Consider the following 20,444-nt stretch of genomic DNA (forward strand, 5'->3'; position numbering starts at 1 on the left):
TTCAAGCCATCCTACCCCCCCCCCCCCCCCCTCCCCCCCTCCCCCCCCCCCCCCCTCCCCCCCCCCCCCCCCCCCCCCCCCTCCTCCCCCCCCCACCCCCCCCCCCCCCCCCCCCCCCCCCCCCCCCCCAACCCCCCCTCCCCCCCCCCCCCCCGCCCGCCCCCCCCCCCCCCCCCCCCCCCGCCCGGACGCTGTGTCAGAGGGCGCTCTTGGTCGCGGTGTCGACGGAGCACTTCTTGTACTCGCTGCCGTCGCCCTTCCCGGTGTACGCGGTCTTGGCCTCGGCCTGTGCGGACGCACCCGCCTTGACGGTGAGCGCGCTCACCCTGGCCTGGGCGGAGGTCGCGGTCGACGTGGTGTCCCCGCTGAACTTCATGGTGATGTTGTAGGTGTAGTCCACCGAACCGCTGTTGGTGACGGTGAGCCGGGCGACCAGGTTCTTGCCCGCGTCGTCCAGCTTGCAGCTGTCGATCCTGATGTCGCGTTCGGCCTTGTTCTTGCTGCTGGAACCGCCGGTGACGGAGGTGCCGCCGGAGGTGCTGCTGCCGCTGGTGCTGCTGCTGTCGCTGCCGTTGCCACCACCGGTGGTGCCTCCGCTGGAGCTGCTGGAGCTCGAGCTGTGGCTGCTGCCGCCGCAGCTGGCGCCGTGGGAGCCACGGGCTCCGGTGAGTGCGACGATCGCGATGCCGAAGACGGCGATCGCGCGGACATGGCGAAGCTTCACGTTCAACCCCGTTGAAAATGTCAGTGACCGAAAAGAGCCCGCCTTGACGGGCACACGTCACCCTAACAGCGGACACCGGATGCCTTGTCCGAGCCCACGCCGAGGGCAGAGCGGAGCAGCGGCACTCGGGCGTCTCAACGTGCCGCCTCCAGGCGGTTCGCGCATCATGAGTGCTGTGCATGACCCACACAGGGGATCGGTCTCTCTGTCGATCGTGGTGCCCATCTTCAACGAGGAGGAGGCCCTGCCTGTTCTGGTGGCGCGGCTCCGGCCGGTCCTGGACGGGTGCGACGAACCGTACGAGGTCCTCGCCGTCGACGACGGCTCGACCGACAAGACCCCCCGTCTGCTGGAAGAGCTGCGCACCGTCTGGCCCCAGCTGCGCATCGTGGCCCTACGGCGCAACAGCGGCCACCAGGCGGCCCTCACGGCCGGACTGCACCGCGCCCGAGGCGCGTACGTGATCAGCATGGACGCGGACCTCCAGGACCCGCCGGAAGTCATTCCCGACATGCTCGCCCTGGCCCGGGCGGACGGTCTGGACGTCGTCTACGGCGTCCGTATGGACCGCTCCACCGACACCGGCTTCAAACGCCGGACCGCCGCCGCCTACTACTGGCTCATGCGCCGCCTGGCCGGCTCCCACGTGCCCGCCCAGGCCGGCGACTTCCGCCTGCTGACCCGCCCGGTGGTGGAGACCCTCAGAACGCTCCCCGAGCAGCAGCAGATCTACCGCCTGCTCATCCCCTGGCTCGGGTTCCCCAGCGGTCAGGTCACCTATCAGCGCGCGGAGCGGGTGGCGGGCACCACCAAATACCCGCTGCACAAAATGGTCCTCCTGGCCTTGGACAGCATCACCAGCTTCTCGGCGGCCCCGCTGCGCCTGGCCACGGCGCTCGGGGCTTTCAGCCTCGTCGTCTGCCTGGGGTTCCTGACGTGGACCCTCGTCGTCTACGCCACGGGCAGCACCCTGCCCGGATGGACCTCATTGATCATCACGATCCTGTTCTTCGGCGCCGTTCAGCTCTTCTGCGTGGGAATGCTCGGCGAGTACGTGGCCCGCATCTACACGACCGTCCAGGCCCGTCCCACCTATTACGTCGCCCGCGACACAGACGAGGAACAGCGGTAGGCCGCTGGCCTATACGAGCACCCCTGAGAAGAACATCGCACCCAAAAGGGCGTACTGGACCGCGCAGAGCACCAGCAGGGGCACCTGGACGAACAGGGACATGCGCCTGACCAGGACGAGCCCGACGAACATCTGCGCGTGATTTCGGTACCACGACATTTCCGCGCCCGCGAAGAACGGCACCAGGAAGACGGCCACCGTCAAGGTCAGGGCGGCCCATTCCTCGACTTCAAGTGCACGGTGACGGATGAGGAGAACGGCGGCCGCCGCCAGTACGAGCAGCGCGAAGACGACGTTCAGCCAGAGCTGGGTCCTGTGCGCGGCGAGACCGTGCTCCACCAGCCACGGCAGGTGTCCCTTGGGCGTGTACCAGTCACGGAAGGGGAAGGCGTAGGCGTCCGCCATCGCGGCGAACGGCTGGTGCAGGCCTCCTTGCCCGTAACTGGATTCCTGGAGGATCTCGTACGCGTCCCAGTGGCCCGTGTCCTGCCACATCAGCCATTTGGACCAGAGCACGCCACAGCCGGCGAGGGCTGCCGACAGCCCGGCCTTCGCGAGCCGAATCGGCCACGTGTCCCTTCGCCAGGCGAAGAACGCGCTCAACAGCAGCATTCCGACGGCGACAGCGCCTACGGGATAACAGGAGGCCGCCACGAAACCGCCGGCGGCGGCGACGATCCAGGAGCCACGCTTCACTCCGGCGACGCAGACGAGCAGCGCCAGCGTTCCGGTGGCGAGGGGGAACACGGCATGGAGGTAGATGCCGCCTGGAAATACCGTACCGATGGCCAGGGTGAGGCCCGTGGCCCAGGTGAGCCGGGCGCCGAGCAACCACCACAAGACGGCGAACATGCCGAGCAGGGACACTTCGGTGACGATCACGGCGGACAGTTCATGGGAAAGTCCGGTGGCGGAAACCGCCCGGACCGACATGGGGTACCCGGGAAACCAGGCGACGTTTCCGCACATGACATCGCGGAAGTTCGGGTACCGATCCCGGCACCAGAACATCTCGTAGCCGGTCTTGGCGATGGAAAGGTAGTGGGCGGAATCCCAGCGGCTGCGGCCGCCTGTGGACCAATACGCCACCTGGGATCCGTCGCCGGCAATCGATGCCTTCGCGACCGTCCAGGTGACGAGGTTCGCGATCAGCCATGCGACGACGGGCGGCAGCAGGCCATGGCGCCCATCGCGGCGCGCCGGCCGGGCCGGTTCCACCACTGCCGGGTCAGGCATCAGGCACCGTGCCGATCATCTCCAGCTCCGCGGTCCGTCGTCCAGCCCGTACGGTGCCGTGCTGCACGATCAGTGTGGCGAACGCCTCGCGGAGCCGCACCCGGAAGTACTCCTCCGGCCGAGCCGGGCTGCGGCCGCCTGGGCCCCCACGGGTCCGGACGGCCGCACGGCGCTACCGGCCCGCGGGCTCCTCCTCGAACGGGAAGCGGGCGAGCGGGGTCTCGCCGTGGAAGAACGTCTTGGCGCGGACCATCGCGCGTTCGTCGTTCTTCACCTGACCGGGGCCCGACCCGTTGCCGAACAGCACCCCGCCGAACCGCATTCGCATGTAGGCCGCCGAGTTGTTGAGGCTCGCCACCAGGCCCTCGGCGACCACCTCGTCGCGGTCGGCCATGACCGTCACGCCCCACAGGGTCCGGCCCGCCATCCGCTGCTTGAATTCCGAGCCGGGCGCCGTCAGCCAGCCCGACCAGTAGTCGAGGTAGCGCTTGGTCTGCGCGGAGAGCGAGTACCAGTACAGGGGCGAGGCGATGACGATGTCCGTGGCCTCCAGGGTGGCCCGGCGCAGCAGTTCCTCGTTCTCGTCGACGGTCCGGAACTCGCTTTCGTGCCGCCCGTCCTCGAAATCGGGCAGAGGCAGCTTGGCCAGGTCCACCCAGCGCCGCGGTACTTCGGCGGGCAGTTGTTCGGCCGCTGCCCGCGCGAGCATCTCGGTGTTGCCGTCCGCGCGGGAGCTGCCGAGGACGAACAGGAACGAGCGGTCTGCGCCACGGGGCGTCTCGGTCTGCATGTCTGCTCCGGTTCTTCGACCCCCGCGTACGGGGCAACGGCTGCGATCTTCACCTCCAACGCCCCCGAACCGCACGGCTATTCCGACAGGTGTACGAGTCGAAGCCGGCTCACGGCGTGTGACCGGTCCCGGTCCGCGCCGCCAGTCCTCGGCGCAGGCATGCGGTGAGCCGGGCCGCGATGGTCCCGTCGGGGTCGAGGCCGGGGTTGAAGATCGTGACGTCGAGGCCGGCGGCCCGTTCGTCGGCCAGGGCCGTGCCCAGTACGCTCTCCAGCTCCGACCAGGTGAGCCCGCCGGGGATGCGGTAGTCGACGGCGGGCATGACCGCGTCGTCGAGGACGTCGACGTCGAGGTGGACCCAGTAGCCGGCGCTCTCGTCGTGCGTGAGGCGGCTGATGGCGGCGCGCGCGGCGGTGGCGGCGCCGGCCGCGCGCACGGCGTCGAGGTCGATGGCATGGAGTCGGCGCGGCAGCGGCTGCATCCCGGCCTCGCGGGACTCGGCGGAGTCGCGGAATCCGAAGGCGACGACGTCCTCGTCGCGCAGCAGGGGCCCGCGGCCTTCGAGGTCGGTGAGCAGCCGGGGGCCGCGGCCGGTGGCGAGGGCGAGTTCCATCGAGGCCGCCTCGCCGGTCGGCTCCGCCGAGGGCTGATAGAAGTCGGTGTGGCCGTCGAGGAACAGCAGGCCGTAGCGGCCTCGGCGGCGCAGGGCGAGGAGGTTGCCGAGCAGGATGGTGCAGTCGCCGCCGAGGACGACGGGAAAGCGGCCGTCGTCGAGGACGGCGCCGACGGCGTCGGCCAGCCGGACGGAGTACCGGGCGATGCCGGCGGGGTTGAGGACCTGGGTGTCGGGGTCCCGTCGCGGGTCGTACGCCGGTGGCTCGACCCGGCCGGCGTGCACCGTGCCGGGGTGGTCCGCCAGACCGGCTGCGAGCAGCGCCGCGGGCAGGTGCTGGACGCCGGACGGGCGCAGCCCGAGCACGGACGGTGCCTCGATGATCGCGATTTCGCGCACGGAACCATGATCCCGTACGAGGGTGCGCCCTGCCGAGCCGGGCCGGGCCCTGCCGAGCCGGGCCGGGCCGTGACGAGCCAGGCCGGGCCGGCAGCCGCCGGAAGAGACGGCCCCCGTGCGCCGGCTTCGGCGTCGTCCTCAGCCGGTGTCGAGGACGAGGTCGGCGCGGTGTCGGCCCGGGGCGACGAGGCGGGCGTTCGCCTCGTCCGAGCGGGTCACCCACTCACGTGCGTACGCCGGCTCCTTGCCGTGGCGCACGTGCCGGTCGACCAGGCGCCGGACGCGCAGGTCCTCGTCCGGGGCGAGGTACCAGGCCTCGTCCAGCAGCGGTCGTACCGCCGCCCACTCCCCCGCGTCGTGCAGCAGGTAATTCCCCTCGGTGATCACCAGCGGTACGGCCGGGGGCACGGGGATGCTGCCGGCGATCGGCTCCTCCAGGGAACGGTCGAAGGCGGGTGCGTACACCGTGGCCCCGTCGGACGCGCGCAGGCGGCGCAGCAGCGAGACGTACCCCGCCACGTCGAAGGTGTCCGGGGCGCCCTTGCGGTCGGCCAGCCCCACCCGGGTCAGCTCGGCCTGTGCGAGGTGGAACCCGTCCATCGGGACCACCACGGCCGTCTCCGGCCCGAGCGCTTCGGCGAGCCGGGCGGCCAGCGTCGACTTTCCGGCCCCCGGTGGCCCGGCGATGCCCAGGAGCCGTCGGCCGCCCCGTACGGCCGGCCCGGTCCCTCCCGCCGCCGGCCCGGCCAGCCCGGCCGCCCTCAGTACCAGCTCCCTGGTCGTCTGCACCTGCATCCGCACATCCTGCCCGAGGATCACGCGGCCGGGGGCGCCCCGCCCTTCCACCCCCAGGCCGTGAGCATGCCCGGTGAGAGACCGGTGCACCGGGGGGAATCCAGGGAGCGCACGGCTTCGTCGAGCTGTCCGTCGTCGACGATGCCGGTGCCGACCATGGCTTCCCGCGCCCTCTCCCAGGTCTGCGCCCAGAACCTGCTGATCGCGCTGCCCGGCAGGAGCGGCGGCACGTGGATCTCGGCCGCGACGGACTCCAGCCCGGCCTCGCGCAGCAACTCGGGATGGCCGGGGACGCGTGACACGTCGGTGCCGATGCTGTCGCGCAGTCCCTCCCACATGGCCCGCATCGCGCGGGTGTACGGGGTGACGGGCGCCGAGGCGGTGGTCAGGTCGACCGCGTCGCTGACGACCAGCACGCCGCCGGGGGCGAGCAGCCCGCTCAGCTTGGCGACCATGTGCTGCGGGGACGGCAGGTGCATGAGTACGAACCGGGCGTGGACCAGGTGGAAGAGGCCCGGGGCGAAGTCGTCGGAGGTGACGTCCTCCTGCAGCACCGTCAGTCCGGGTACGGGGCGCGCCGCGAGGAACCGTACGTCGCGGTCCACGGCGAGGACCGTCTCGACGCCCGCTTCGTCCAGCAGGCGGCGCGCCACCGTGCCGGTTCCGGCGCCCACGTCCAGGCAGTTCCAGCCCGGGCCCGCGCCCAGCAGCTTCAGCCGGGCCAGGGTCGTCGCGTCGTAGGTGAGGGCTCCGAGGTCGATCCTGTCGCCCTCGCCTCCCTCGTCGGGGCGGAAGACCCGCTCGCCGTAGCGCCCCTCGCCCGGGGAGCCGGTGCGGTCCGATGACAGCTCTTGGCCGGTCATGGCCCGATTGTCCCTCGATCGGCTACGGCGGGCTCGCCCGCGCGGGGACGCTGTAGCCGTACGCCACACACCCGCATGCCTGGTTGCCTAAAAGCTTTAGGTAACTCAATAATGGTTATAGGTGAACGGGAGAAATGACTATGGCACGCGTAGGACTGACCGCGGAACGACTGACCCGGGCAGGGGCGGACCTTGCCGACGAGGTCGGCTTCGACCAGGTGACCGTCTCGGCGCTCGCCCGGCACTTCGACGTCAAGGTGGCGAGCCTGTACTCGCACGTGAAGAACTCCCGGGACCTCAAGACCCGGATCGCCCTCCTCGCCCTGGCGGAACTCGCCGACCGGGTGGCCGCGGCCCTCGCGGGACGGGCCGGCAAGGACGCCCTGACCGCGTTCGCGAACGTCTACCGCGACTACGCCAAGGAGCACCCCGGCCGCTACGCCGCGGCCCAGCTGAGGCTCAGCCCGCAGGACGCGGCCGCCAGCGCGGGCGTCAGGCACGCACAGATGACCCGGGCGATCCTGCGCGGCTACGACCTGACGGAACCCGACCAGACCCACGCCGTCCGGCTCCTGGGCAGCGTCTTCCACGGCTACGTCAGCCTGGAGCTGGGCGGGAGCTTCAGCCACAGCGCCCCCGACGCACAGGAATCCTGGTCGCGGGTCCTCGACGCCCTCGACGCCCTGCTGCGGAACTGGCCCGCGTCCGCCGTCGCACCGGGGCCGAACACCCCGACCACCTAGACCGCCTGGTCCACTCAGGCCACTCAGGCCACTCAGGCCACCCAGAACACCCAGATCAACAGGCTGGAACCGTGAGTACCGCACCCCACTGGACCACCACCCCCATCACCGCCGACCTCCTGCGCGGCGCCCTCGACCTGGAGCGGACCGCCCACGGCGTGCTGCCGCACCGGCTGCCCGCCCGGGCCCGCGCCCAGAACACCGACGGTCAACTGGCCATGGCCGAGGCCCAGCCCTCCGGCGTACGCGTGGTCCTGCGCACCCGTGCCACCGTCATCGAGCTGGACGCGCTGCGCACCAAGCGTGCCTACCTGGGCGCCCCGCCCCGTCCCGACGGCGTCTACGACCTCCTCGTCGACGGACAGCCTGCCGGTCAGGCCTGCGTCACCGGCGGCAACCTGCTGACGGTGGACATGGCCACCGGCTCCGCGGAGACCCGCACCGGCCCGGTCGGCACCGTCCGGTTCGCCGGTCTCCCCGACCGCGACAAGGACGTGGAGATCTGGCTGCCGTACAACGAGACGACCGAGCTGGTCGCCTTGCGCACCGATGCACCCGTCGAACCCGTGCCGGACGGGGGCCGCGCGCGGTGGGTCCACCACGGCAGCTCGATCAGCCACGGCTCCGACGCCGCGAGCCCCAGCGCGACCTGGCCGGCCGTGGCCGGGTCCCTCGGCGGTGTGGAGCTGACCAACCTCGGTCTGGGCGGCAGCGCGCTGCTCGACCCGTTCACCGCCCGGGCGCTGCGTGACACCCCCGCCGACCTGATCAGCATCAAGATCGGCATCAACCTCGTCAACACCGACGTGATGCGGCTGCGCGCGTTCGGCCCGGCGGTGCACGGCTTCCTCGACACCGTCCGCGAGGGCCACCCCATCGTTCCGCTCCTGGTCGTCTCGCCCATCCTCTGCCCCATCCACGAGGACACGCCCGGCCCCAGCGCCCCGGACTTCGAGGAGCTGAAGGCCGGCCGGATCCGCTTCCGGGCCACGGGCGACCCCGCGGAACGGGCGGCCGGAAAGCTGACCCTGGGCGTCATCCGGGACGAACTCGCCCGGATCGTGCGGCAGCGGGCGACCGAGGACCCCCACCTGCACTACCTGGACGGCCGGGCCCTCTACGGCGAGGCGGACTTCGCCGAGCTGCCGCTGCCCGACCAGCTCCACCCGGACGCCGCGACGCACCATCGCATGGGCGAGCGCTTCGCCGCGCTCGCCTTCGCCTCCGGCGGCCCGTTCACGACCAGCGGGTGACCGGGCCGGGCTGCGGCGACGACGGCAAGGGCGAGGGCGGCGGCGAGCGCGGGGGCGGGGGCGAGGGCGGCGGCGCAGTCGGACCACATCTGGCGTGGCGTCCCCGTCCGCCGAGGTGAATGCCGGTATACCCCAGGGGAACGTCCCATCAGGTCCCTCTCCCCCGGCCCGCGGGAGGCCCCGTGTTCCACCGCCTCGGCCTCGCCGCACTCGGCCTGGCCCTCGCCCTCGCCGCCGGCCCGTCCATGGCAGCTCCACAGCCGACTGCCACCCCGGGCTCGGCGGCCGGGCCGGGGGCGGGACGGCAGGGCCCGGCGGTCGCCGCAGTCCCCGCGGTCGCAGGCCCCGCGGTCGCAGGCCCCGCGGTCGCAGGCCCCGCGGTCGCAGTCCCCGCGGTCACCACCGTCGCGTCCGCCCCCGGCAGCACAACGGCCCTGGCCGGGTACGCCATCCGCTCGACGGCGGAGGTCACCGACTCGGCGGCCACCGTCTCCAGCCCCGGATACCCGGCGACGGGGTGGTATCCGGCCGGCGCACGATCCACCGTCCTCGCGGCGCTGCTCGCCGCGGGCGTGTATCCCGACCCCTTCTACTCCACCCAGCAGCAGCGGATGCCGGCCGCGGACTTCGACGTGCCCTGGTGGTACCGCTCCGATTTCACCGTCACCGACACGACGGCCCGTACCCATCTGGACTTCAGCGGGGTCATCTCCGCCGCCGACGTGTACGTCAACGGCCGGCGGATCGCCACCGCGGCCGACGTCGCCGGCGCGTACACCCGGCACGAGTTCGACGTGACCGATCTGATCAAGGAGGGCACCAACACGGTCGCCTTCCGGATCCAGCCCAACGATCCGCGGAAGCGGCTCACCATGAGCTGGCTCGACTGGCTCCAGCCGCCGCCCGACGAGAACATGGGCCTCGTCCGCGACGTCACCCTGCGCCGCGGCGGGCCGGTCGCCCTGCGCGACGCACACGTGGTGACGGCCCTGGCCATGCCGTCGATGGCCACCGCCGACCTGACCGTGAAGGCCCAGGTGCGCAACGACTCGGCCGCCACCGTCACCACCACGGTGTCCGGCACCGCGGGTCCGGCCGCCGTCAGCCGGACCGTCACCCTGGCCCCGCACGAGACGCGGACCCTGACCTTCTCCCCCGCCGACCACCCGGCGCTCCGGCTCGGCGCGCCCCGCGTGTGGTGGCCCGCCGCGATGGGCGAACAGCCGCTGTACGACCTCGACCTGACCGCGACCGTGAACGGCGCGCCCTCCGACACCGCGCGCCAGACCTTCGGCATCCGCGACGTACAGGCCCCGCTGAACGCCGACGGGGACCGGCAGTACCGCGTCAACGGCCGCCCGCTGCTGATCAGGGGAGCCGGCTGGTCCCCGGACGAGTTCCTGCGCTGGGACCGCACCTACGTCGAGGACCGGCTGAAGTACGCCCTCGACCTGGGCCTGAACACCCTTCGCCTGGAAGGGCACATCGAGCCCGACGAGTTCTTCGACCTCGCCGACCGGTACGGGATCCTGACACTGCCCGGCTGGGAGTGCTGCAGCAAGTGGGAGGGCGAGGTCAACGGAACCGAGGCCGGGGAGGAATGGGACGATCCCGACTACCCCGTCGCCCGGGCCTCCATGGCCGCCGAGGCGGCCCGGCTCCGCCATCACCCCAGCGTGATCTCCTTCCTGATCGGCAGTGACTTCGCGCCGAACGAGGAGATCGAGCGGGGCTACGTCGACGCGCTGCGGGCCGCCGACTGGACGGCCCCCGTGGTCCCGGCGGCCTCCAACGCATCCGCCCCGATCACCGGGCGCTCCGGCATGAAAATGACGGGACCGTACGACTGGGTGCCGCCCGGCTACTGGTACGGGAAGCGGGAGGGCGGCGCCACCGGCTTCAACTCCGAGACCAGCGCCGGCCCGGACGTACCGACCTTCGACACGCTGCGCCGCATGATGTCGCCGGCCGAGCTGGAAACCCTGTGGAAGAACCCGTCCGCCGCCCAGTACCACCGCTCCCCCTCGCGCACGTTCGCCACCCTGGGGCTGTACAACGCCGCGCTGGCCGGCCGCTACGGCGCCCCGACCGGCCTCGCCGACTACGTGCGCAAGGCGCAGCTCGCCCAGTACGAGAACGTGCGCGCCCAGTTCGAGGCCTACGGGCGCAACGCCAAGGACGCCTCCGAACCGTCGACCGGGGTCATCTACTGGATGTTCAACAGCGGTTGGACCTCCCTGCACTGGCAGTTGGTGGACCGCTTCCTCGACCAGGGCGGCGCCTACTTCGGTGCGAAGAAGGCGAACGAGCCGCTGCACGTCCAGTACGGGTACGACAACCGCTCGGTGTCGGTCGTCAACAACCGGACGTCCACGGCCTCCGGCCTGACGGCGCGGGTGTCGCTCTTCACCCCGGACGGCGCGCAGCGGTACGACCGCACGGTGACCGGCCTGAGCGTCGCCGGCGACGGGGCGAGCCGCACCGCGCTCACGGTCCCGGAGCCGGAGTCGGTCCCGGGTCTGTCCACCACGTACCTGGCGCGGCTGCTGCTGACCGATGGCGCCGGACGCGAGGTGAGCCGGAACGTCTACTGGCTCTCCACCCGGCCGGACGTCCTCGACTACGACAACAGCGACTGGTATTACACACCGACCACGTCCTACGCCGACCTCCGGGGGCTGAACTCGATGCCGCAGGCGGCGGTCACCGCGGCCGCCCCGACGACGACGGAGGACGGTGCGGGAACGTCCACGACGACGGTGACCGTACGCCACACGGGCGCGGGCACCACCCCGGCCCTGCTCACCGACGTCCACCTCGTCGGCGCGGACGGCAATCCGGTACTGCCGGTGCGGTGGAGCGACAACCAGATCAGCCTCTGGCCGGGCGAGTCGGCGACACTGACCGCCACCTACCGGACCGCGGCCCTGCGCGGCTCCGCACCACGACTGCGCGTCTCCGGCTGGAACACACCGACGACCACGATCGCGGCCCCCCAACGCCGCCTGCCGTAGGGCTAGTTGAATGGTTCGAGGTGGCCCGGTACCTGCACATGCAGCGGTGAACCGGCACCCTGCGCACCGGGGTGTAGCGTCGTGAGGACGTCTCCGCCCACCTGACCGCCCTCGCGGACGGGCCGCACGAGATCGCCCGGGTCATCGATCCTTGCTCCACCGGGGCCGGCTTCGCATCGACGCCGAACAGCGCCTGCGGCTCACGGATGCCGGGCAGGCTGCCCGGGTGCGGCTGCGCGGGCTGGTCACCGAGGTGCGCGCCGTGGTCCATTAGGGCGTCAGCGACGAGGAGTACGCGGCCGCGCTCAAGGCGTTGCGCACGATGGTCGCCAACCGTCGTCAGCCTCGGCGACCAGGCCGCCTACACCGTGACGGTGACCAAGACGAGCACCACGACGACGGCCACCGGGGTCACACTGGCCGACACCCTCACCGGACCGGGCTCCCTCCTGGCCGCCACGCCCAGCCAGGGCAGCTGCACCACGACCGCCACCGGCACCAACTGCGCTCTGGGCTCCCTCGCCCCGGGAGCCAGGGCCACGGTGCAGGTGGTCGCCGAGCCCCGGTCCACGGGCACTCTGTCCGACACGGCCACCGCCGGCGCCGCGCAGACCGACCTGGTGCCCGCCGACAACACCGCGAGGGCGGCCAGTACGGTCAACAACGCGCGCGGTGCGCGATCGTCGGCACCAGCGCCGCCGACAACCTGGCCGGCGGCTTCGGCAACGACGTGATCTGCGCCGTCAGCGGCAACGACGTCATCAGGCCCGGCTACGGCAACGACACCGTGTACGGCGGCCCCGGAAACGACAACGCCGACGGTGGCTTCGGAAACGACACCCTGAACGGCGGCCCCGAAAACGACACACTGACCGGCTCCTACGGCGACGACCGGCTCAACACGGCCGACTCCGTCTCCGGGAACGACACCGCCAACAGCGGCCCCGGCGCCGACACCTGCACGACCGACCCGGGCGACAGCCGCCTGAGCTGCCCGTAGTCCGTCCCTTCCGGCTCTCGTCCGGACCGAGCAGGCTCCGAAGGGGCCCGTCCTCTAGGGTGACCCAGCGAGTGGTCCGTGCGGGACGGGCCGGCAATGGTCATGGAAGCAGGTGGAGTTGGTGGAGTCTTTGCTGCCCGGTGACCCGCCGGAGATCGGGGGGTACCGCCTGCTGGCCCGGCTCGGCGCGGGCGGAATGGGCGAGGTGTTCCTGGCCCGCACCGCCTCAGGGCGGCCGCTGGCCCTGAAGACCGTGCACCGGGACCTGAGCCTGCAGCCGGACTTCGCCGAACGGTTCGACCGGGAGATACGCACCAACGACCGCGTGCGCAGCGCGTGGACGGTCTCGGTGGTGGACTTCAGCCCGCCGGGCGCGTCCCCGCAGTGGCTGGCGACGGAGTACGTCGCCGCGCCTTCGCTGGGCGACTGGGTGCACCGGTACGGGCCGCTGCCGGCACCGTCCGTGCGGTCCCTGGCCCGGGAGCTGTCGGCCGCGCTCGTCTCCGTACGGGCGGCGGGGGTGGTCCACCGTGACATCAAGCCCGCGAACGTGCTGCTGGGCCGGGAGCGGCCCTTCCTCATCGACTTCGGCATCGCCCGCGCGGTCCGCGACCCCCGCTACACGCAGACCGGTGCCGTCATCGGCACGCCCGGGTTCCTCGCGCCGGAGCAGGCGACCGGATCCGTGGCCTCGGCGCCCGCCGACGTGTTCTCCCTCGCCGCCGTCCTCGTGTACGCGGCCACCGGGCGGTGCCCGTTCGTGACCGGCGGCGAGGAGCTGGAGCTGCCGGCCCTCCTGTACCGCATCGTGCACGACGAGCCGCTGCTCGACGGCGTACCGGACGTACTTCTTCCGCTCGTGCGGGAGTGTCTGGCCAAGGACCCGGACCTGCGACCGACCGCCGCGGAGCTGCGGGAGCGGCTCGGCGGCGCCGAGGAGGGGCAGGACGGCTGGAGCGGGGCGGTGCCCGCGGCCCTGGTGGCGGAGGTCGGCCGCCGGGAAGCCGAACTCCGCCGGCTCCTCGCCGCGCCACAGCCGCCCGCCACGGCCCCGGACACTCCCCTGCCGCCGCCCTTCCCCTCCCCCTCCCCCGCTCCCGTCGGGCGCGTCGGCGGGTGGGTATCCCGTAGACCCCGTGTGACCACCGCGGCCGCCGGCGCGGCCGTCCTCGCCGCGGTCGTCACGCTGACGGTCCTGCTTCCGCGGGGCGGTGACGGCGACAAGGCCTCGCCTCCTGCCACCTCGCCCACACCGTCCTCCTCCGCTCCGTCGCTGCCGGCGTCGTGGGTCGGTACGTGGTCCGGCGTCGGCCCCGGAACCCCGGAGGCGGACGGCATCACCCGGGCGCGGGCCGGCGAGTTCTCCGTCACGGTCACGCTGCACGCCGCAGCCGTGGGCGAACTCGTGGGCCGGCAGGTCAGCGACCGCAAGGAGCTCGCGACGGGACGGAACCTCGGGTGCACCGAAGCCCTCCAACTGCGCCAGGTCCGCCAGGACAGCGCGGTCTTCGAGGCCGTGACCAGCCACCCGACCGACCAGACGGCCACCTTCGACTGCCCCAAGGGCAACCTCTACGTGCTGACCATGGCGGAGCAGGACCGGCTGACGCTGGAGTCGGAGGGGGCTCAATCGGCCGGCGCGCCCGGGGCGCTGACCCGCCGCCGGTGAACCGGAGTTGACCTCAAGCGAACTTGAGGTCGTAAACCTGTGCTCATGACTACTCCACTGCGTATCGCACTCGTTGTCGGCAGCACCCGGGAAGGCCGGTTCGGCCCGACGGTCGCCCGCTGGTTCGAAGCCGTCGCCACCGCCCGCGCCGACATCGAGTTCACCGTCATCGACCTGGTCGACGCCGACCTCCCGGCGCACTGGACCAGTGACCTCGCGCCGCGCGGCCGGGCCTTCGTCCAGCGCCTCGCCGAGGCGGACGCCTACGTGCTGCTCACCCCCGAGTACAACCACTCCTTCCCGGCATCGCTGAAGCAGGCGATCGACATCGCCGGGCGCGTCTGGGCGCGCAAGCCGGTCGGTTTCGTGTCCTACGGCGGGCTGTCGGGCGGCTTGCGCGCCGTCGAGCAACTGCGCCTGGTCTTCGCCGAGCTGGCCGCGGCCACGATCCGCGAGACGGTCAGCTTCCACCAGTTCCCGTTCGACGAGGCCGGCCGGCCCCACGACACCGGGGCGGCCGAGAAGGCGGCCGTGACGATGCTCGACGACCTGGTCTGGTGGGCCGGCGCCCTCCGTACGGCGCGTGAGCGCGACACGGTGTGGAGCGAGGCCTCGTGAGGGCCGCCCGCCACGGCGCCTGAGGCCCGGACGCGTCCGTACCAGGCTGCCGATCATGAGTGGATCGGGGACCGAGACGCCCTGGCACGTCCTGGAGGAGGTGCGCGAGGGGCAGGAGGAGGACCCCCACAGGCTGCGCTGGTCGGACCCTCCGGGGCTCGTCGTCGCCGTACGGCGTACAGACTGCGGCGTGGGCGTACTGGCGCGTCACGGGTGACCCGGGGCCGGCGCTCGACGCCTTCGCCTGGGCGATCCCGGGGCGATCCCGGAGCGTGCCGGCCCGGCCGGTCCTGTCCACCTGACCGAGCCGGGCCCGCTCGCGGCCGGGTACGCCGACGCCCTGAGGCCGTTGCTCGGCAGCCTCGGCAGGTGGGCCCGGGTCGGCGCGGCCGAGCCCTGGTGGCGGCTGACGGGGGACGCCGAGACGGCGGTGGCGACCCTGCTCCCCGAGCTGCACCCGCTGGCGGAGCACCGGGCGGGGCCGCTCGTCCTCCGGGTCGTCTCCGCCCTCGGCGCGATCGGCCGGCCGGCCGCGGCGGCCGCGCCCTCGCCGGCGGAGGTCACCGTCTCGGAGCGCCGCTACGGCGGCGACATCGTGCGGGACGAGGAACCCTGCCGCCTGGTGCGGACCGCCCTGGCGGCGCTGTGCTGACTCCGGCATGACACGCCCCCGGGCGCGGCAATCCGCCGGTACGCGAAGGGGCTCGGCCTAGGCTCGCCGCATGGGTACCGACAGGGTGACAGTGGCCGACCTGATCTTCGATCGGCTCGACACGAACGGTGACGGCATCCTTTCCGCGGACGACTACCGGGCGAGTGCGGATCAGGTGCTCCAGTCGTACGGCATGGGGCCGAGTTCACCCAAGGGACGCGCCCTGATCGAGGCGAACCTGGCGCTGTGGCAGCGGCAGGCCGAGCTCGTCGACCGCGATCACGACGGGCGGATCACGCGGGAGGAGTACCGGGAGTGGGTCGGCTCCCTTCCGGCCTCGGACGCCGGCAGGCCCGCGGGGTCGCCGGAGGTGATGGCCGCGCTGCACGCCCAGTTCAATGTGGCCGACCGCGACGGGGACGGGCTGATGAGCCGTCACGAGTTCGTGGTGTGGCGGGGGCTCAAGGGGGTCTCGGCCGAGACGGCGGAGGCCTCGTTCGCGCTGATCGACTCGGACGGGGACGGCGCGATCAGCTGGAACGAATTCAGCGGCGCGGCGCACCGGCACGGCTTGGGCGCGCTGCTGTACCGGCCGAGCTGAACCTTCACCTGTCAGGCACCGCCGCTCGGCGCCGCGCGGTCAGCGCAGGTCGAGACGCATCAGGACGCGGGGGTGCCCGGCCAGCACCGAGGTCGTGTCCGCGGCGTGTGTGAACCCGGCGCGTTCGAAGTTCTTCCGGATCCCGGCGTACGCCATCGTCATGTCGACCTTGGCGTCACCGTTGTCGAGGGGGTACGCCTCGACGGCGGGCGCGCCGTGGGTACGGGCGAACGCGACCGCGCCGGCGATGAGGGCGTGCGAGATGCCCTGCTTCCGGTGGCCGGGGCGGACCCGGATGCACCACAGCGACCAGACCGGCAGGTCATCGACGTGCGGGATCGTCCGGCTGCGCGCGAAGGAGGTGTCCGAGCGCGGCGCCACCGCGGCCCAGCCGACGGGCTCGTCGCCGTCGTAGGCGATCACCCCCGGAGGGGGCCGCGTGCCGCACAGCCGGGCGACGTACTCACCGCGGGCCGGTCCGCGCAGCTCGTTGTTGAGCTTGGACGGGATCCGGTAGCTCAGGCACCAGCAGACGTTGGCCCCGGCCGACTTCGGGCCGAGCAGAGCGCGGACGTCCGCGAAGTCCGAAGCCGGGCGAACTTCAATGGTCATGACACCACCATGGCACGGTGCACCGAGCTCACATGGGGAGGGAGCGCAGGTGTACCGGTCCGTCGAGCCGGCACGCGTCGGCCCGCAAGGGGGTCGTCATGGTCCGCAGCGGCATCGTCACGGTCCCACCCGGCTGTTCGACGTGGACGTCCTCGTCGAGCGTTCGCCAGCCGAGCCGTTCGTACAGGGGGACGAGGGGCTGTCGGCAGAAGAGGAGGGCGTGGTGAAGTCCCGTCGTCCGGGCGTGGTCGAGAGCGGCCGTCAGGACCACCCGGGCCAGTCCACGTCCCCGTACGTCGGGCGCGACGGCCACCCCGCCGACGCCCATGAACGCGGTGTCCACGCCACCGATCGACACGGGCAGTCTCAGCAGACCGGCATGGGCCACGAGGCGGTCGCCCTGCCGGACACCGAAATGGTCCTCCTTGGGGAGCCACGTGAGGCCGGCTTCCGCCACGCCGAACGGGTCCGGGCCGTCGCCGAGGATCTCGGCCTGCTCGGTCTTCGTGTAGCGCGCGAGGCGCACTGCGGTCGGATGGGGCAAGGAGCCACGATCGGTCATCCGACCATGATCGCGTTCTCGGCCCTCGTCCGGCCAGGCCGCGGCCGTCGATGTGGTGATGATCATGCGGGGCTCCGCGGGACCGGCTTGCGAGGCGGCGGCACCTGTCCCATAGTCCGAGGTATGGACGCGCGCGAGGCGGCGCTGCGACGAGCACACGACCATGCCGTCCGCTGGCTGGCCAGCCTGTCCGACCGCCGGGTTCCCGCACGCGCTTCGGTCGACGAGATCGTGCGCGCGCTCGGAGCCGAACTCCCCGAGGGTCCCGGCAATCCCGCCGACGTCGTCGATCTGCTGGCCACGGCCTGCGAGCCGGGGCTGACCGCGTTCCCGAGCGGCCGTTTCTACGGGTTCGTGATCGGGGGCACCGAACCGGCCGCGCTCGCCACGGACTGGCTGGTCAGCGCCTGGGACCAGAACTGCGTGATGCGCGCCGTCTCGCCCGCGTACACCGCGGCGGAGGACATCGCCGCCACGTGGCTGCTTGGGCTGCTCGGCCTGCCCGGTGACAGCGCGGTCGGCTTCACCACGGGTGCCACGATGGCGAACTTCACCTGCCTCGCCGCCGGGCGTGACGCGGTGCTGCGGAGCGCGGGCTGGGACGTGGCCCGCGACGGACTCGCGGGCGGGCCGCCCGTACGCGTCGTCGCCGGCGAGGACCGGCACATGGCCGTCGACCTGGCGCTGCGCTACCTGGGTCTCGGCAGGCCCGAGCCGGTGCGGGCGGACGGGCAGGGGCGCATGGAGCCAGAGGCCCTGCGGGACCTCCTCGCGGACGGCGGCCGGGGCCCCACGATCGTGGTCCTCCAGGCCGGAGACATCCACTCCGGAGCCTTCGATCCCTTCCCAGAAACGATCCGGGCCGCTCGCGAGGCGGAGGCATGGGTGCACGTGGACGGTGCCTTCGGGCTGTGGGCGGCCGCCTCCCCGCGCCACGCGCACCTGACGGAGGGCTGCGCGGACGCCGACTCCTGGGCGACGGACGCCCACAAGACCCTGAACGTCCCCTACGACTGCGGGCTCGCCATCGTGCGCGACCCGCTGGCACTGCGGGCCGCGATGGGGGTGAGCGGCGACTACCTCATCCAGCACGAAAACGGGGACCCCGCCGACAAGGTCCCCGAACTCTCCCGGCGCGGGCGGGCCTTCACCGTGTGGGCCGCGCTCAGATCCCTCGGCCGGTCGGGGGTGGCCGACCTCGTCGACCGACTGTGCCGTCACGCCTGCGCGTTCGCCGAAGGCATCGCCGCGATCGACGGCGCGAGTGTCCTCAACGACGTGGTGTTCACGCAGGTCTGCGCCGAGTTCGGCGGCGACGAGCGTACGGAACGGGTGCTCGCCCGGCTGCTCGACGACGGCACGGCGTGGATCAGCGGCTCCACCTGGCACGGCCGGCGCATCATGCGGATCTCGGTGAGCAACTGGTCGACGACCGACGGGGATGTGACGCGCGCGCTCGACGCGATCCGGCGAGCGTCCGCCGGCCCCTGATCCGCAGGCCACAGTGCCGCGACCCCGGCCGCGTGCCACCCCTCCCGCACGCGGGTGTGGGCACGCGTCTAGCATCTCCTCGCTCGTACGACGATCTGATGATCCTCCGGGACCGCGGTTGCAGCGGTCGGACAGAGAAGAGACGCGACACCGTGATTCCGGTACGTTCCCCGCGCCGCGGCCTGATCCTGGGCGTGACCATCACCCTTGGCTGCGTGTCCGGCCTCGGCCTGCTGGCCGGTTCGTTCTACCTGCTCTTCTATGGCTCGGAAGGCGCGTGCGAGGAGCCCGGCGCACGGGAGCGGCTGGCGCGGGTCTCCGCCGCGGCACCTGCCGCCGCGGCCGGGACGGCCCCCGTGGCGGAGCGGACCGGTGCGGAGTGCATGGACGACAGTGGGGACCCCTGGATGACCGCGAACAGCGTGTACACCCACGGCGGAGACGTCCAGCCGCTGATCACCCACTACTGGGACACCGCGACGGCGGACGGATGGAAAGCGGTCGGCACGCGGGCGAAGGCGCCGGAGCGGTTCCGGAGCGTCTCGGGCATGTGTTTCCGAAAGGACGTGGCGGGCGAGCCGGCCCTGCTCCGGGTGGGGTCCGCAGGGCCCGGGGAAGTCCTCGTGGCCGTGGAGTCCGCGCTGGACGGATCCTCGATGGACTGCTGAACAGCGGCCCGGGTGTCTCCCCCTGGCGGTGGGTCAGGCGGGTGGGGGTCACCCCGTCGGCGAACTTCGGGGGCCGGCCGGCCCGCCTCGGCGCGTGCGGCGGCGAGGCGGGCGCGGCGCAGGGGCGCCGGGAGGCCGGCGGTCAGCCCCGGAAGGCCGGCGGTCAGCCCCGGAAGCCCTCGGGGCGGACCGGGGAGGCTTCGGCGAGGGCCTTGGTGACCCCGTCGACGCCCTCGCGCAGTCCGTACACGGGGGTCTCGGGCTGCTGGCGCCAGGAGTCGTCGATGCCTCCGGCGTCCACGGTGTCGAAGCCGAGCTCCTCGATGAGGGCGCGGACGGCCTTCTTCCCCGCCTCGTCGTCGCCCGCGACGGGCAGGGCGATCCGGTCGGGCGCCCCGGCCGGGCGGTGCCGGTCGAGGATGTCCTGCGCGTAGGTGCCGTTGAAGGCCTTGATGACGGGGTGTCCGAGCTGCCGCTCGGTCCAGCGGCTCTCGGTCAGGCCCTCGTCCTCGACGCCGGCGATCCGGCCGTCGCGCTGCTGCGGGTAGTAGTTGCCGGTATCGATGACGGTGAAGCCCTGGGCCGCCTCCTCGAAGAGGCCGGCGGGCAGGTCCGGCACGTTCTTGAAGGGGATGGTGACCACGACGATCTCGGCTCCGCGCGCGGCTTCCGCCACGGTCACGGGGGTGGCGCCGGTCTCCTCCGCGAGGGCCGACAGGGTGGCGGGGCCACGTGAGTTCGCCACGGAGACGTCGTGCCCGAGGGCCGTGAGCCGGCGGGTGAGGTTGCCGCCGATGTTGCCCGCGCCGATGATGCCGATCTTCATGAGCTCTCCTGTGCCTGCTGGGTCAGTGTCGCGCTCGTGCCAACTTCCGGCGCCGGCGCGGCATTCCGGCCCTGGACCGCTGCCACCCGCAAGAGCGACGGGATCGCGCCGCGGCAGGAGGGCCAAGCGGCGCGCGGGGCCGCCTGGGGCATGCCCGACGCGTCCGCCGGCGTGACCTTTCGG

The 20,444-nt window shown here is 72.5% G+C and carries 22 protein-coding genes and 1 pseudogene; 14 read left to right on the forward strand and 9 right to left on the reverse strand.

Annotated elements, in window-relative coordinates:
* Positions 1 to 196: 196 nt before the first annotated feature.
* Positions 197 to 724 carry a hypothetical protein gene (locus ACZ4VT_RS22225; RefSeq protein ID WP_467951988.1) on the reverse strand — a complete coding sequence of 176 codons (528 nt, stop codon included), beginning with the start codon at positions 722 to 724 and terminating at the stop codon, positions 197 to 199.
* A gap of 166 nt (positions 725 to 890) precedes the next feature.
* Here ACZ4VT_RS22225 and ACZ4VT_RS22230 point away from each other — a divergent pair, with 166 nt between their 5' ends.
* Positions 891 to 1,856 carry a glycosyltransferase family 2 protein gene (locus ACZ4VT_RS22230; protein ID WP_467951990.1) on the forward strand — a complete coding sequence of 322 codons (966 nt, stop codon included), beginning with the start codon at positions 891 to 893 and terminating at the stop codon, positions 1,854 to 1,856.
* Positions 1,857 to 1,865: 9 nt separating this feature from the next.
* Here ACZ4VT_RS22230 and ACZ4VT_RS22235 read toward each other — a convergent pair whose 3' ends face one another.
* The 5 genes from ACZ4VT_RS22235 to ACZ4VT_RS22255 all read right to left on the reverse strand — a co-directional run bounded on the left by ACZ4VT_RS22235 (position 1,866) and on the right by ACZ4VT_RS22255 (position 6,552).
* Positions 1,866 to 3,092, reverse strand: coding sequence for a hypothetical protein (locus tag ACZ4VT_RS22235; protein ID WP_467951991.1), 1,227 nt, complete (start codon positions 3,090 to 3,092; stop codon positions 1,866 to 1,868).
* 172 nt (positions 3,093 to 3,264) lie between these two features.
* Positions 3,265 to 3,882: a flavodoxin family protein gene (locus ACZ4VT_RS22240; RefSeq protein ID WP_467951993.1), complete on the reverse strand. Its 618-nt coding sequence runs from the start codon at positions 3,880 to 3,882 to the stop codon at positions 3,265 to 3,267.
* A 109-nt stretch (positions 3,883 to 3,991) separates the two neighbouring features.
* Positions 3,992 to 4,894 (reverse strand): arginase family protein, encoded by a 903-nt coding sequence (locus tag ACZ4VT_RS22245; protein WP_467951995.1) that lies wholly within the window; start codon positions 4,892 to 4,894, stop codon positions 3,992 to 3,994.
* A 138-nt stretch (positions 4,895 to 5,032) separates the two neighbouring features.
* Positions 5,033 to 5,689: a nucleoside/nucleotide kinase family protein gene (locus ACZ4VT_RS22250; protein WP_467951997.1), complete on the reverse strand. Its 657-nt coding sequence runs from the start codon at positions 5,687 to 5,689 to the stop codon at positions 5,033 to 5,035.
* A gap of 20 nt (positions 5,690 to 5,709) precedes the next feature.
* Positions 5,710 to 6,552, reverse strand: coding sequence for a class I SAM-dependent methyltransferase (locus ACZ4VT_RS22255; RefSeq protein ID WP_467951999.1), 843 nt, complete (start codon positions 6,550 to 6,552; stop codon positions 5,710 to 5,712).
* A 140-nt stretch (positions 6,553 to 6,692) separates the two neighbouring features.
* Here ACZ4VT_RS22255 and ACZ4VT_RS22260 point away from each other — a divergent pair, with 140 nt between their 5' ends.
* From ACZ4VT_RS22260 to ACZ4VT_RS22310, 11 genes and pseudogenes are all read left to right on the forward strand, one after another.
* Positions 6,693 to 7,295 (forward strand): TetR/AcrR family transcriptional regulator, encoded by a 603-nt coding sequence (locus tag ACZ4VT_RS22260; protein ID WP_467952002.1) that lies wholly within the window; start codon positions 6,693 to 6,695, stop codon positions 7,293 to 7,295.
* A gap of 71 nt (positions 7,296 to 7,366) precedes the next feature.
* Positions 7,367 to 8,548, forward strand: coding sequence for a GDSL-type esterase/lipase family protein (locus ACZ4VT_RS22265; protein ID WP_467952004.1), 1,182 nt, complete (start codon positions 7,367 to 7,369; stop codon positions 8,546 to 8,548).
* Between the two features lie 245 nt (positions 8,549 to 8,793).
* Positions 8,794 to 11,562 (forward strand): glycoside hydrolase family 2 protein, encoded by a 2,769-nt coding sequence (locus ACZ4VT_RS22270; protein WP_467952194.1) that lies wholly within the window; start codon positions 8,794 to 8,796, stop codon positions 11,560 to 11,562.
* 80 nt (positions 11,563 to 11,642) lie between these two features.
* Positions 11,643 to 11,896 (forward strand): annotated as a pseudogene (locus ACZ4VT_RS22275) (MarR family transcriptional regulator); the annotation flags it as partial.
* 40 nt (positions 11,897 to 11,936) lie between these two features.
* Positions 11,937 to 12,296: a hypothetical protein gene (locus ACZ4VT_RS22280; protein WP_467952006.1), complete on the forward strand. Its 360-nt coding sequence runs from the start codon at positions 11,937 to 11,939 to the stop codon at positions 12,294 to 12,296.
* Positions 12,269 to 12,562 (forward strand): calcium-binding protein, encoded by a 294-nt coding sequence (locus tag ACZ4VT_RS22285; RefSeq protein ID WP_467952196.1) that lies wholly within the window; start codon positions 12,269 to 12,271, stop codon positions 12,560 to 12,562. Before ACZ4VT_RS22280 ends, ACZ4VT_RS22285 begins: the two co-directional genes overlap by 28 nt.
* Positions 12,563 to 12,683: 121 nt before the next feature.
* Entirely contained in the window at positions 12,684 to 14,231 is a 1,548-nt protein-coding gene (locus ACZ4VT_RS22290; protein ID WP_467952008.1) for a serine/threonine-protein kinase, read from the forward strand.
* A 45-nt stretch (positions 14,232 to 14,276) separates the two neighbouring features.
* Entirely contained in the window at positions 14,277 to 14,849 is a 573-nt protein-coding gene (locus tag ACZ4VT_RS22295; protein ID WP_467952009.1) for an NADPH-dependent FMN reductase, read from the forward strand.
* Positions 14,850 to 14,904: 55 nt separating this feature from the next.
* Positions 14,905 to 15,066 (forward strand): hypothetical protein, encoded by a 162-nt coding sequence (locus ACZ4VT_RS22300; protein ID WP_467952011.1) that lies wholly within the window; start codon positions 14,905 to 14,907, stop codon positions 15,064 to 15,066.
* A gap of 132 nt (positions 15,067 to 15,198) precedes the next feature.
* Entirely contained in the window at positions 15,199 to 15,501 is a 303-nt protein-coding gene (locus tag ACZ4VT_RS22305) for a hypothetical protein (protein WP_467952012.1), read from the forward strand.
* A 70-nt stretch (positions 15,502 to 15,571) separates the two neighbouring features.
* Entirely contained in the window at positions 15,572 to 16,102 is a 531-nt protein-coding gene (locus ACZ4VT_RS22310; protein WP_467952014.1) for an EF-hand domain-containing protein, read from the forward strand.
* Between the two features lie 39 nt (positions 16,103 to 16,141).
* Here ACZ4VT_RS22310 and ACZ4VT_RS22315 read toward each other — a convergent pair whose 3' ends face one another.
* Together ACZ4VT_RS22315 and ACZ4VT_RS22320 are read right to left on the reverse strand one after the other, a co-directional pair.
* Positions 16,142 to 16,714 (reverse strand): GNAT family N-acetyltransferase, encoded by a 573-nt coding sequence (locus ACZ4VT_RS22315; protein WP_467952016.1) that lies wholly within the window; start codon positions 16,712 to 16,714, stop codon positions 16,142 to 16,144.
* A gap of 28 nt (positions 16,715 to 16,742) precedes the next feature.
* On the reverse strand, positions 16,743 to 17,276 hold the full coding sequence (locus ACZ4VT_RS22320; protein WP_467952018.1) for a GNAT family N-acetyltransferase: 534 nt from the start codon (positions 17,274 to 17,276) through the stop codon (positions 16,743 to 16,745).
* A 123-nt stretch (positions 17,277 to 17,399) separates the two neighbouring features.
* Here ACZ4VT_RS22320 and ACZ4VT_RS22325 point away from each other — a divergent pair, with 123 nt between their 5' ends.
* A complete protein-coding gene (locus ACZ4VT_RS22325; protein WP_467952020.1) occupies positions 17,400 to 18,767 on the forward strand; it encodes a pyridoxal phosphate-dependent decarboxylase family protein in 1,368 nt (455 codons plus the stop codon).
* Positions 18,768 to 18,961: 194 nt separating this feature from the next.
* Positions 18,962 to 19,435, forward strand: a complete 474-nt coding sequence (locus tag ACZ4VT_RS22330; protein ID WP_467952022.1) for a hypothetical protein — start codon at positions 18,962 to 18,964, stop codon at positions 19,433 to 19,435.
* Between the two features lie 163 nt (positions 19,436 to 19,598).
* On the opposite strand, the gene ACZ4VT_RS22335 is transcribed toward ACZ4VT_RS22330, so the two are convergent.
* Positions 19,599 to 20,387 (reverse strand): NADPH-dependent F420 reductase, encoded by a 789-nt coding sequence (locus tag ACZ4VT_RS22335; protein ID WP_467952023.1) that lies wholly within the window; start codon positions 20,385 to 20,387, stop codon positions 19,599 to 19,601.
* Positions 20,388 to 20,444: the final 57 nt, after the last annotated feature.

The sequence above is a fragment of the Streptomyces sp. NPDC029164 genome (genome assembly GCF_055563995.1).